9 protein-coding genes and 1 riboswitch are annotated in these 13,826 nt (G+C 42.2%); of the genes, 4 read left to right on the forward strand and 5 right to left on the reverse strand.

Annotated features, from left to right (window positions below; all coding sequences use genetic code 11):
• Positions 1–2 precede the first annotated feature (2 nt).
• From PE36_RS01810 to ribB, 3 genes are all read left to right on the forward strand, one after another.
• Positions 3–1,226 carry an ROK family protein gene (locus tag PE36_RS01810; RefSeq protein ID WP_006030228.1) on the forward strand — a complete coding sequence of 408 codons (1,224 nt, stop codon included), beginning with the start codon at positions 3–5 and terminating at the stop codon, positions 1,224–1,226.
• Positions 1,227–1,372: 146 nt separating this feature from the next.
• Positions 1,373–1,702, forward strand: coding sequence for a stress response translation initiation inhibitor YciH (gene yciH, locus PE36_RS01815; RefSeq protein WP_043993643.1), 330 nt, complete (start codon positions 1,373–1,375; stop codon positions 1,700–1,702).
• Between the two features lie 586 nt (positions 1,703–2,288).
• A riboswitch (FMN riboswitch) is annotated at positions 2,289–2,561 on the forward strand.
• Between the two features lie 108 nt (positions 2,562–2,669).
• Positions 2,670–3,323 carry a 3,4-dihydroxy-2-butanone-4-phosphate synthase gene (gene ribB, locus PE36_RS01825; protein WP_006030231.1) on the forward strand — a complete coding sequence of 218 codons (654 nt, stop codon included), beginning with the start codon at positions 2,670–2,672 and terminating at the stop codon, positions 3,321–3,323.
• Positions 3,324–3,416: 93 nt separating this feature from the next.
• Here the strand turns inward: ribB and PE36_RS01830 are convergent, their stop codons facing one another.
• The 4 genes from PE36_RS01830 to PE36_RS01845 all read right to left on the reverse strand — a co-directional run bounded on the left by PE36_RS01830 (position 3,417) and on the right by PE36_RS01845 (position 10,358).
• Positions 3,417–4,355, reverse strand: a complete 939-nt coding sequence (locus PE36_RS01830; RefSeq protein ID WP_006030232.1) for a DUF4382 domain-containing protein — start codon at positions 4,353–4,355, stop codon at positions 3,417–3,419.
• 118 nt (positions 4,356–4,473) lie between these two features.
• Positions 4,474–6,882: an EAL domain-containing protein gene (locus PE36_RS01835; RefSeq protein WP_157517739.1), complete on the reverse strand. Its 2,409-nt coding sequence runs from the start codon at positions 6,880–6,882 to the stop codon at positions 4,474–4,476.
• 129 nt (positions 6,883–7,011) lie between these two features.
• Positions 7,012–9,528 carry an ABC transporter permease gene (locus tag PE36_RS01840; protein WP_006030234.1) on the reverse strand — a complete coding sequence of 839 codons (2,517 nt, stop codon included), beginning with the start codon at positions 9,526–9,528 and terminating at the stop codon, positions 7,012–7,014.
• Complete coding sequence (locus PE36_RS01845; protein WP_006030235.1) at positions 9,525–10,358, reverse strand: ABC transporter ATP-binding protein; 834 nt, start codon at positions 10,356–10,358, stop codon at positions 9,525–9,527. Before PE36_RS01845 ends, PE36_RS01840 begins: the two co-directional genes overlap by 4 nt.
• Here PE36_RS01845 and PE36_RS01850 point away from each other — a divergent pair.
• Positions 10,357–10,983, forward strand: coding sequence for an arylesterase (locus tag PE36_RS01850; protein ID WP_006030236.1), 627 nt, complete (start codon positions 10,357–10,359; stop codon positions 10,981–10,983). The two genes, PE36_RS01845 and PE36_RS01850, sit on opposite strands and share 2 nt — an antisense overlap.
• Positions 10,984–11,151: 168 nt before the next feature.
• On the opposite strand, the gene PE36_RS01855 is transcribed toward PE36_RS01850, so the two are convergent.
• A complete protein-coding gene (locus PE36_RS01855) occupies positions 11,152–13,623 on the reverse strand; it encodes a DNA polymerase II (RefSeq protein ID WP_006030237.1) in 2,472 nt (823 codons plus the stop codon).
• Positions 13,624–13,826 lie beyond the last annotated feature (203 nt).

Below are 13,826 nucleotides of genomic sequence, written 5' to 3' on the forward strand. Positions count from 1 at the left end.
TTATGAAACATAGCCCAGTCGCCAATATTGAATTTATTAAACAAGTCAATACCGCCTCTGTTTATCGCCTTATCGATGAACAGAAACAAATTTCACGTGTTGATTTAGCCAAACTTAGCGAGCTAGCGCCTGCAAGTATTACTAAGATGACACGTCAATTAATGGCGGCGGGGTTAATTAAAGAAGTTGCACAACAAGCCTCTACAGGTGGTCGACCGGCAATCTCACTAACCTGTGAAATAGATCCATTTATCTTTGTAAGTTGTAAACTGGGTCGTAATAATTTAACCATCGCCTTGCATGACATTGCAGGCACTAAGCTGATCGATTACCGAGTCGCTTTAGACTCAGCTCCCAACAATGATGTGATCCCGTTTTTATTAGCACAAATAGCTGACTTCATTAGCGCTAATATTAACCCTAATGAACAACATCTGATCGCGATTGCGGTAACATCACCCGGCTTGATCGACCGTGAATCAGGCACCATTGTATATCTACCAAAACACAATTTGAAAGATATCCAGCTCGGAAAAATGCTCACTGAAGAGTTTAATGTGCCTGCGTATATTGCCAATCATACCCAATCGTTATCATTAGCAGAGTTATATTTTGGTGCGGCGCAAGATTGCCAAGACAGCGTATTATTGTCTGTGCATGACGGTGTTGGTTCCGGCATTATTAATAACGGTAAAATCTTTACTAACTACAATAACCAAGTTGGTGAAATCGGTCATATTCGCATTGATCCGCTGGGCTTGCCTTGTCACTGTGGCAGTCATGGTTGTTTAGAGACTATTGCCTCTAATGAAGCGATCCTGAAACAGATCAAGGGGTTAATTAAGCAAGGTCATGAAACCTGTCTAACGCCCGAAAACTTGACCATCGAAGCGATTTGTACTGCTGCAAATAACGGTGATGAATTAGCGGTACAAGTACTGCAACGGGTGAGTAAATTACTCGGTCAAGCCATTGCAATCATAGTTAACTTATTTAACCCACAAAAAGTGTTAATCAAAGGTGAGATCGTGGCGGCAAAAGCACTCATGTTCCCGATGATTGAGCACTCTGTACAACAACATGCTTTAGGTAGCTTCGTGCCAAACCTAGTGATTAATGAAGCTAAATTTCAAAATGAGCCATCAATGGCTGGTGTTGCTTTAGTCCGTAAAGCACTATTAGAAGGCAGCCTACTGAGCCACATTATTCATGAGCATAGCGCTTAATTTAGCCGATGACGGTACCTAAACAATTTCAGTACGTTTGGGTTACCCTGCCCCTGCTTGGTTATCATTTTCATTTTTGTTTGTTATAATCATACCAATTCAGCCAAGCTGATAACCCTTTTTAATTATTGCTAATGAGTATTGATATGCATTTCGATGACAATATCCGCATGGTTTTCTCCACCGAAAGCGGCCGTATTAAAGAAGAAAAACAAGTTGAAACGGCACCTGAAGGTGATGGCATAGTGCGTATTCGCCGCGAAACCAAAGGCCGTAAAGGTAAAGGCGCGACAACAATTAGCGGTATCGAATTACCCGAAAAAGAATTAAAAGCCCTCGCCAAAGAATTGAAAAAGAAAAGCGGTGTTGGTGGCAGTGTGAAAGATTTCATCATCGAAATCCAAGGAGATCAGCGAGATATGGCAAAAGAATTTTTAGAGAAAAAAGGCTATACCGTGAAACTCGCTGGCGGTTAAATCCCCTATAGTGATCAAAGTAGTTATAACTACTTAATAAAGGCAATTATCAATGTGCGACATGTAATAGCAGATAGAACATTGATAAGCCATTATTTGCTGTAAGTTAGTCATTAAGGTGGGTACCAGAATTACCATAAGGGTAATTAAACGCACTATAGTTATTTGTAGAATAGTTATCTGTAGATACCTCGGCATCATTTTGCCATTCTAAATATATATTCGAGTTCCCCCAGTGGGTGAGGATATAAATAGGGCATTGGGTTATTGTCTATTCGCCCATCAAAATAATGTCCCCCTCCCCGCTTACTATCAGGCCATTCAGAATTAGTGGGCTCCCCACTCGTATTACTACAACCGGATAAAAAGCCGAACATAAAGATGGCTATCAGCATAAGTTTCATCATTTTCTCCTCATGTTATTACTGATACATACTAATGATCAATCAATTATAAATTAACTATAGCCCCAACCACGATAACCGTCACCTTAGCTCCACGCCTCTCTGCGTCTTTAAATACTTGTCATTTGTATCAAATCAAGGCAACATGACCTAGTCGACAATGATCATACGATCCTGTTCGATATAATTCTCAGGGCGGGGTGTAATTCCCCACCGGCGGTAATAATAAGGTATATGATTCATTAAGATGCAATCGTATTCCTATTTCAGCCCGCGAGCGCCTAAGCTATCTATTATTAATACAGTTATCTGATTTATAAAGTAACCTAATTTAATAAAGTCATCGCTTAGGGTCAGCAGATCTGGTGAACGCTATGCCTCATAGCCTAGTCCAGAGCCGACGGTAATGAACATATTCATCGAGTATGTCGAAGTCCGGATGAGAGAGAATGTAAGATGCGTTAACGTCTGCCTTGGTAGATGGTTAATCACGCACCTCTAATTCTGCACGCCCTGATTCTGGAACCCAATATTTTTATAGTTGTATATTAAGGATTTAAACCATGAATCAGTCTTTACTTTCCCCTTTTGGCGACGCGATCACACGTGTTGAAACAGCACTAACAGCATTACGTTTAGGCAAAGGGGTTTTAGTTGTTGATGATGAAGACCGCGAAAATGAAGGCGATATGGTGTATGCCGCAGAGTCATTAACCAATGAGCAAATGGCATTACTGATCCGCGAAGGCAGTGGTATCGTGTGTGTTTGTTTACCTGACGAGCGGGTTAAACAGTTAGAACTTGCACCTATGGTCGAGAACAACTCAAGCCAATACGGTACTGCGTTTACTGTCAGTATTGAAGCCGCTGTTGGGGTTACAACGGGAGTATCTGCCGCCGATCGCGTGACAACCATTAAAGCAGCTATTGCAGATGGCGCTGTACCTAACGATCTGGCCCGTCCAGGGCATGTTTACCCGCTACGCGCACAACCGGGTGGTGTATTAACCCGTCGCGGCCATACCGAAGGTACTATCGATTTAATGAAACTAGCCGGGCTTAAACCAGCAGGGGTATTATGTGAAGTAACCAATCCAGACGGCACCATGGCGCGTTTACCTGAGATCATCACCTTTGGTGAAAAGCACGATTTGCCCGTATTAACGATTGAAGATATTGTGACTTATCGTAATGCACTGTTAGAACAAGTAAGTTAATAGTTAGATCAAGTAGGTTAACCAGTAAGGGCACACAAGAATACTTGCCGTGCCCTCTTCATTTAATAAGCATGTTGGTATTAAATCACCCTGTTATAAGTTAAACGTATTCGAGCCTGAGTCACCGGCCGATAAACTAATCTCAACGAGCTGGCCAACAGGATCTGGTATCGTTAAACCATCGAACTGTATCGGATCATCCGCAACCGCACTACAGCTAAACGCTAAGGTATAATCACCCGCCGGAAGGAAACCAAATGCGAAATCATTAACGGCATCGAGACCAGTTGACGCGTATGGCGCGATGAAGCCAGATGCAGACAAAGCACCATCATCAAACTCGCTATCTAACGGATCAAAATTATCAGCCAGAGCAGATATTACGAGATTCTTACCTTGATATAAATAGACAAAATTTCCTGTATCAACGTCACAACCGCCAGCTTCAAGTAACATCTCATCAACACTACCACTCAGCGAAGCTGCACCATCATTATCAATAATCGTCACTCCATGTGGTTTAAGGTTATAACCATTATTGTTATTATTGTTACCACGTAATACTAGAGATTGGCGTAAATCGAATTCAATGGTAAATGCCTGCACAGCTTCATCAGTAACGGTAAAACTACCTAATTTTAATTTATTACTGGGTTGTTTTAAATCTTCTTGTACGCCAAGAGCATCTGTTTTGATCACATAGTTTAGATCTTGATCAGGTTCAATATGGATGATGAGGTTTTTATATTCACCGGTACGTAATACTATATCACTAATGATCAATGCCGATTGAGTGTCGGGATACTCTAATAAGTTAATTTGTTCATAGCCAGCTATATCATGAAAAGTACGTTCGCCGTCAGAATGAATAAACTCAAGCCGATCAAAAGCAATTACCACAGCTGATAACCCCTCAACAGGTGCATCGGAAACCCAAAAATCAACACTGGAATAGGAATTCGAATCGCTATCACTACAGGCTGCGAGGAACAAAGGAAGGGAGGCAGCTACCAAAATTTGGGTTAATTTCACACATATCACCGTCTATAAATTAATTATAAATTAACTATAGACCCAAGTGTGACAAGAATCACACTCAGACTAAATTACTAGTAATCGCGACAGTAACGAAACAATCAAAACGTGAATATTAACTTGATGTTATATTAATCTGTTCAATTTTAATATTTTGAATAAATGTTACAATATCAGCAGCAGGCAGCGGTTTACTAAAGTAATAACCCTGGCCATACTCACACTTATTGCTGGCTAAGAATTCAAGCTGTGATAATTCTTCAATGCCTTCAGCCACCACAGCTAAATTCATGCTATGTGACATAGCAATAATGGTTTCAATCAAAATTTCATCGCGCGTATTACCAATTTTATTCACAAATGAACGATCTATTTTTATCTTATCAAGTTGGATCCGTGATAAATAACTTAGACTTGAATAACCCGTGCCAAAATCATCTAAGGCGATTTTGATCCCCATCGCCCTGAACTGGGCAATTTTAGCTAACGCTTCATCATCACCATCAAGTAATACCGACTCTGTGATCTCCAAAGTCAAAAATTGCGCTTCAACTTCATGCTCTGCAAGTGCCAACGTAATAATTTCAATCAGTTCTGGATCCTGAAACTGAACAGGCGATAAATTAACCGCGACTTCATTAATACTTAGCACCGCTCCTCTGTGCCATAGTGCTAATTGTCGAATTGCTTCACACACGACCCAACGGCCAATACCAATAATTAAACCGGTTTTTTCTGCCAATTCAATAAACTCAACAGGCGGCACCATACCGCGGGTCGGATGCTGCCAGCGAACCAAGGCTTCTACAAGTTCATACTGACCCGTTTTTAGATTAATAATAGGTTGATAATGCAGACACAGTTCACCACGACTAACAGCATCGCGTAACTCAACTTCTAATTCGAAACGTTCCCGACCTGCTTTTTCCATTTCAGGCACAAAAAAATTGATTCGGTTAGCGCTATGCTCATACGCCTTAGCGACAGCTAAGTCAGCATAACGAATCAATTGTCCTGCATCTTTATCATCACTATCTTGGCTTAAAGCAATACCACACCGGACCGGACAGGTATGTCGAACCTCCCCAAGTTGAATCGGCTCTGCAATCAATTGTAAAATACGCTTAACTCGCGTTTCAAGCTGTTGCTGGGTGGGATAATGCAAAATACAAATAAATTCATCACCACACCAGCGACCGATAATTTCATCCGCTGCGCATTGTGTCGTTAGTTTGTTAGCAATATCGATTAATAACATATCACCGGTATCATGGCCAAAACGATCATTGATTCGCTTAAAATTATCAAGATCGATCAGCACCAATGCAAAAGGAGTCTGACTGTGTGCTAATTCAGCATTTATTTTTTTTAACAGTGAAACACGATTAGGTAACTGAGTTAAATGATCAACATATACCAAACGTTCCAGTTCTTGCTGGTTATTCACTTGCTCAATAAGTACTTGATCTAAATGTTCCGATAATAGCGACAGTTCATTACCCGTTCGAGAGACGGAGCCTGCCGTTAATATGGCTTGCTGGGGAGATGATTTGTAATAATCGGTAACAAAGTTGGTAGTGGTATCCAGTAATTTATAAATAGGCAGGATGAATTCAATGCGTAAGCCCCAATACAATAAGAGGCCTAATGTGGTAAAGCTAAATAATAAAGTCAGTAAATTTAGCCGCAAACCCGCATAAGCATTAGCAAATGCACTCTCTAACGGTAATGCAACCACCACATACACATTATGATTAGCATCGTCGGCAAACATCGGCGTATAAGCAATAAGGCGACGAATATTATCTGTCGAGGTGCTCTCATATACGCCAGTTTGGGCTGATAATTTATCCGTAAATATCGATGATAAATCATCTTTTGTTTTGATACTCACCGCGCCATAATGCGATGCGATCACTTGGCCACCACTATCGACAATAAACGCCACGCCATCTTCTGGAAAATAATTATCGGTGAGCTGTCTTCCCCACCACTCAAGTGAAAGAACGACAACAGCGGCAGCGATGATAGTACCGTTATCATATACTGGCACCGAGAAATTCATGAATGCAATACCAGTTGCTTTATCCTGTTGGAACTGACTCATTGCAAATGCACCGTGATCAATCGTGTTCCTGAAATAACGACGGTCAGTGACATTAACCGCTTTCTGTAAAGGTAATGCATTACACAATAATTCACCATTTGCTAATGGTATACCCAGATTAACAAATAAGGGATTCAGGCGTAGCATACGTTGTAAATATTCGGAACACTCAGGGGCCGCTGGGGTTTTAGCGATAGGCTCATTCGCTAAATTAAGTAAGATATTTTTCGTATAAAAAATTTTATTTTGTTGCTGAGTAACCACCGTTTCCGCAAATAACAACGCGTCATCACGTATTTTTTGCTTTTCGTCGCTAAATTCACTCCATATATTGAACAACATCAGCGTTAGCGCTGGCACTAACGCCACGCTCAGAATAACAAAAAATTTAATCCCTATAGGTCTAATTACCGGCAAACCATTCCCTTAAGCTAAAAATCCATTTAGCAATATAGTTAATCTATATAATGAGATGTAGTTTACCGACAGAGTTAACAAATGTGAACCTTACAATGTGAACTAAGCCACATTTAAATAACATTAACGTTACATTGTCCGTCTAATTAACGTCACACTCGACATATTTAATAAACGCCAGCAACTTAGCAAACCAATCAGACCAACAAAGCCCGCACCAGCTCCAATCCCTAACAACCAATACTCAAAGTGGAAAGTACCCGGCATCTCAAAGATACGGTTTTGTAAAATATACACGCCCAGCTCCATGGCAATACTTGCCATTAACCCAGCCAACGCGCCCAGTGCTACAAATTCAAACAACACACTATTACGAAGTAAGCGTCCACTCGCGCCAAGCGTACGTAAAATAGCGAGCTCACGTTCACGTTCTTCCATGCTGGCTTGTACTTGTGCCACCAACACTAAACTGCCAGCAAGCACCACCAGCACCAAAATAAACTCAATAGCAATGGACACCTGCCCTATCACGCTTCTTAACTGGGTAATAATAGCATCCACATCAATCAAGGTGATGGTTGGATATTGAGTTAAGAAATCCTGTAGCGCATCTTTCGCATCGTCCGGCACATATAACGAGGAAATATAGGTCGCAGGGAAGTCCGCAAGCACATGTTGGTTGAAGATCATGTAAAAATTAGGCTGCAGCGTTTGCCAGTTCACTTTACGAATACTGCTCACCATCACCTTTACTTCTTCACTGCCTAATTGGAAGGTTAAGTTATCCCCTATCTCGACATCTAATTTATCTGCTAATGTCGATTCAATAGACACTAACGCGCGGGTATCCTCTGGTTGCCACCAGCTACCTGCAACTAAACTGTTTTCATAAGGTAATGCATCGCGCCACGTCAGGTTTAACTCACGACCCACACCACGGCGGCCGTTATCAGCAGACTTGGTTTCTTCCTTACTCACACGTTTGGTCACTTGGTCATCATTAATTTTGGTTAACCGACCGCGAACCACAGGAAAAAGACCACTAGATTGTATGCCTAACGAAGCAACAAAGTTGTCCACTGGCTCGACTTGGCTAGCGGTAATATTGACTAAAAATCGGTTGGCACTGTCATCGGGTAATTGCTTCTGCCAATCATCAATCAGGCCATTCTTCATGACCACGATAATCAATAACAGCTGAATAGCGATGGTAAAACTGATTAATTGCACCGCATTTTCATTAGCGCGACGTTTTAAATTAGCTAATGCTAAATGCCATGACTTACCCGCCTTACTACCTGCAGAACGTCCTGCCGACATAAACAAGCGACCAATCACTAACAACACTAATGCCACCAGCATGCCACCAATTAATAACGCCGCACTGAGCACTGCATCTTGGCTAAACAAATACAGCAGCGTAAAAATAGCCAATAACGACGGCACAGGATTCATTAACCGCGTGAATAAACTGGTATTGGCACCATTATCACGGCCACGTAATAGGGTCATAGGCGAAGTATTTACCAACTCTCTTAATGGCGTGATAGCAAACGCAACGGCGCAAATAATGCCGGTAACAATCGCGACTAAGAAAGGATAAGCCATATTACCGGTGGTCGAGGTATCAAGATAATCGCGCATGGCATACAAGCCAATATTCAATATCAGATAACCGGCAACCAGCCCTAAACTGATACTCAATACACTAAGCAGCGACCAATGCAGACAATACAGCTTAGTCACATAACCCTTGGATGCGCCCATGGCTTTAAATACCGCGACCACTGATTGATGGCGCTGACTATAACGACGACTGGCCACCGCGACAGCGACAGATGCTAAAACAATACCGAGCATACTGGCTAATGATAAGTATTTATCCGCTTTCGTTAGCGCTCTCGCTAAGGGTGAGTTTTGTGATTTGATATCATACCAACGCTGATTATCAGTCAACTGTGGTTTGAACCATTGCTCAAATGCAGTGATATTGTCGGCTTCTCCGGCGAACAGGTATTTATAACTTAATCGGCTACCGGGTTGGATTAGTTCTGTCTTCTGTATGTCTTGAGCATTAATAAACACCACAGGACCCGAACTAAACACACTAAAAGAGGCATCCGGTATTTGGGTAATAATCCCGGTGACTTTAAAACGCTTAACCCCAACCTCAATGCTATCGCCCAGCTTAATGCCCAACTGCCTTAATCCCTTCGCCTCTAACCAAGCCTCTCCGGATTTTGGCGAGTTCGATGCAACCGCTTGGGTGGCATCTAACGACGGACTCACCAATAATTCACCGCGTAATGGGTAATCTGCCGAAACAGCAGACAAAGCCGCGAGCGCCATCGTTTCGTCGGTAAATACCATTGATGACATTTGGATCTGCTGGGCTTGAATTAATTCTAAACTAGTCGCTTTGGCTAATACGGCAGGATCAATGACACTGCCGGTATCCAATACTCGATCAGCCGCAATAAAGGTACTGCTCTCAGCCGTTAATGCTTGCTTAACCCGACTAGAAAAACCTGACAATGCAAATACCGCAGACACAGCCAGTACGATCGCTAACAAAATAATAGTCAGTTCACCGCGTTTTAATTCATGTTTTAATAATCGCAGGGAATGAATACGCCAATAACTCATAATGACTCACTCAGCGGCTGTTTTGTTGCTGACGATTCGGCAACTACAGGGTTTGCAGTTGCAGGCTCTGTCGCCATTGGTTTTGTAACGACAGGTTTTGTAACTACGGCTTCTGTAACGACAGTCTCAGCAATTACTGGGGCAACATTGGCTTCACTTAGCTGGCCACTTTCCATGATCACTTGACGCTGACAACGCGCCGCTAATTTTGGATCATGGGTCACTAATATCAAAGTAGTGCCCTGCTGCTTATTAATTTCAAACAACAAATCTGCAATGTGAGATCCAGTTTTAGTGTCTAAGTTACCCGTTGGCTCATCGGCAAATAAAATATCCGGTTTAGAAATAAACGCTCGGGCAATCGCCACACGCTGTTGTTCACCACCAGAAAGCTGTGACGGAAAATGCTCAGCTCTATCGGTTAAATCAACTTTGGCTAATAATTCTCGGGCTAATTGTTCTGGGTTAGCCATGCCAGCTAACTCTGCCGGTAACATGATATTTTCCAACGCAGTTAAGCTATTGATTAATAAGAACTGCTGAAAAATAAAGCCAACATGTTTAGCGCGAACCGCACTGCGTTGCTCTTCATTCAATTGGTGCAAGGGCTGATTTTTTAGAAAAACTTCACCGCTCGACGGTAAATCTAGCCCCGCTATAATAGACAATAGGGTAGACTTACCTGAGCCAGACGCACCAACAATCGCTAATGAATCACCAGCTACCACCGTTAAATCCATCGGATATAAGATATCGAGGGTTTTAGCCTCTGTTTTAACTGATTTAGTTAAGGCACTTACTTTTAATATAACGTCGGAATTTAGCTTCATGTTTAAAAATGCCTTTAAAGTATTATTATTGATGGTTATCTTGTTACCTGCAGCACATGCCACAGCTAACCATAAAATTTTGTTATTGGGTGACAGCCTTAGTGCCAGTTATGGTATGACACAAAATGAAGGCTGGGTAACCCTGCTTAATCAACAGTTAGCAAAGCAAAATGCCCCGTATAACATTATCAATGCCAGTATCAGTGGTGAGACTACCGCTGGCGGCCTGTCTCGCTTACCGGGAATTTTGGCTAAGCAATCAATTGATGCCCTGATCATCGAACTCGGTGGTAATGACGGTTTACGTGGTTTTCCGCCTAAGTTAATAAAAAGTAACCTAACGCAAATGGTGGATCTCGCACACGCGCAGAATATTCCCGTGTATGTGATGAGTATTCGTATTCCACCTAATTATGGCCCACGCTACAGTAAAATGTTTACTGATGTATTTACCCAAGTTGGCAGTGAAAAAGACATTACCGTGTTGCCGTTTTTCATGGAACAGATCGCCGTAGACCCAAGCCTGATGCAAAATGACGGTATTCACCCCAACCGCACCGCCCAAGCTAAAATTGCCGATATCATGTCAAAACAACTCGCTAGAATTTACAGTGAGCAGAACTAGTCGTTGAAAGCTATGTAACAACAATGTAACTGGATAAGATAAACCAGTTTGTCCGGCGCTGTCAGGATAGATTTCACAAATGCGGGTAAAGTACTGTCAGGACGCTTTATTTGCTCATCGCTATTTTAGATGTGAGTCTAAAATAGCGATGAAAAAGAATGGTTGGAATTAAAATAATCCCATTTGTTGATCGGTTATCAAATCAAAGCTCAAGCCAATAAAGGGCAAGATACCATCGGCAATGGGCTTAATTTGTTTTTCAATATAATGCTCAAAATCCAATACTGAATGTTGATGTTCAACCGCTTCAGGGCCATTCAAAGTAAGCACATAACTGATCCACGCTTTGTGTTGATAACGTAATGGTTGCCCTAATTGACGGTTCTTCTCATCCGCGGCGCGCGCAGCTTTTACATGGGGCGGCACGTTTTTCACATATAGCGCTAATTCTTGGCGCAAACGTTTACGGTAAACCAACTTGTCGTTAAATTCACCCGCTAAGGTTTTCTCGACAATTTCCAGCACGTAATCTTCAACCGCAATATTATGGAATACGCGATGGTATAACTCCATCTGGAACATCTTGGCTAAATCTGTCCAATCGGTGCGTACGGTTTCCAGCCCTTTGAAGATCAGCTTTTCCCCGTCTTTAGTATGCACTAATCCGGCATAACGCTTTTTACTGCCTTTATCCAAACCACGAATGGTGGGCATTAAGAACTTGTGATAATGCACTTCGTATTCAATATCTAAGAAACAGTCAATATCGTAATCTTCACGTAAGAGTTGTTGCCATTGCTGGTTAATATACGCCGACAGCTCTGCGCCCATGCGGTCGGCTTGTAAACCGCGATCAGCTGACGACCCACTATAACCATCGGCAAATTTATCTGCATCGAGTAATACAAAGGTAGAGTCAGTATCGCCGTAGATAACCTTGTACCCTTTGGCTTCGATCCAACCCGCAGTGGTCTGCATGATCTCTTGACCACGCATAGTGATCGACGAAGCTAAACGGGTATCATAAAAACGACAACCGCCGGATCCTAATACCCCATAAAACGAGTTCATTAAGATCTTAATGGCCTGTGAACGGGCGGCATCTTTATCGAGTTTGGCTTGATCACGCTGCGCCCACAGTTCGGTAATAATATCAGGCAAGTAATGTTTATCCCGATCAAACAAACCACCACGGAAACCGGGTATAGCTTCAGTTGGGTTCTGTACCCCTTCTAGCAGCCCAACTGGATCAATTTTGAAAGTGCGGATAATCGACGGATACAGACTTTTGAAATCCAGTACGATCACGTGATCATACAACCCCGGGAATGAGTCCATCACGTAACCACCAGGACTCGCCATTACTCCGCTCTCGCGTAGATTCGGGGCGATATAACCAGCGCGGTGTAACTTAGGCAGATACACATTGGTGAACGCCAATACCGAGCCACCGTTACGATCTAATTCCAATCCCGTTAACTGCGAGCGTAATAACAAGAAATCCAACAACCGGGTTTTAACAAAAATATCCCACACTAATACGCAATCTTGCAGGTTGTATTTCGCTAGCTTGACCTTGTTAAAATGAAAGTCATGATTGATCTGTTCCATCCGGTTATCAACATCATCAGTATCTTTACCGACACCGAGTATTTCTTGTGCGACATTTTCTAAACTAAAACTAGGAAAGCTATAAGTTGCGGTTTTTAGGCTATCAATACCATCGACTACCACCCGACCATGTAAGGTTAAAAATCCTTGTTGTTGTGGGGTTCGGCCGTCACGCCAATGCAAGTTTTGACCACCGCGACCAAGCGCTAATTTAAGGTTATGGAAGGTGGCACGTTGGGCTAATAAACGGAAATCAAAGTTAATCACGTTCCAGCCAATAAAGATGTCAGGATCGTAACTAATGACAAAGGCTTGCAGTGCCAGTAATAAACTTTTTTCGTCAGCCACCCAGTGGATCAACGGCTCACTTTCGGGATCTTGCGCTAAGTCTTTCTCAGCTTTTTCTAGGTCTTTATCAAGAGGTTCGCCAATCATGTATACCCGTTTAAAAGGCTGACCGTCTGGGCAATACGCAGGGCTTAATGAATACAAACCAATAGAGTACAACTCACCGTGTTCTGAGCACTCTATATCCAGTGAGACCTGTTTAATTTTGTCGACGAGATTATCTGGTAACGCGGCAGGTTTAAGCTGTGCTTGTTGAAATTCAACATAACCTTTGCGTTGTACTGGCGTACCAGTGAACTCAACAGCCCCTTTAACAAACCGTTCCATTAAGTAACGTTCTGCTGGGCGAATGTCTGCTTCTAATACCGTGACCAGCTTACGTCTTAATAATTCTTGTGCACGGTGAAAGTCATGCGAGGTACGGAAATAAAAAGCACTCATGAATTCTAAATCAAAGCTGCGCATTTTCAGATCTTTATAAGTAAAACGCGGATTCAATTCACTTAAACAAGCTAAGGCTGTGGTAAGTTGATCTTGAGGAATGAACATAACCAGCGGCTGAGTTGCCGGGATCAGTTTAACCGCACCCATTTCAGATGCTAACCAGTAACTTAATTCATTGTTACCATTGCGATCACGGCTATGGCGCGATAATAAAAAACCTAGATATATAGCAGACAAAATTAACCAGTAAAAAGTAGTTTAAGACTGGTTAAGTGTACAGCATTTTTAGAAATGTGAACATAGTACTTAATCGTTGACAGTAGCCTGCGTATCAAATGACTCACAACGTCGGATATCTAACAAACTAGCTCTCAAACATAATTGTAAGTGAGCTAGCTGTCATCATTTAAATCACAACTTAGGTCGAGCCTGTCTATACG

Source organism: Moritella sp. PE36, from assembly GCF_000170855.1.
Lineage (GTDB): Bacteria > Pseudomonadota > Gammaproteobacteria > Enterobacterales > Moritellaceae > Moritella.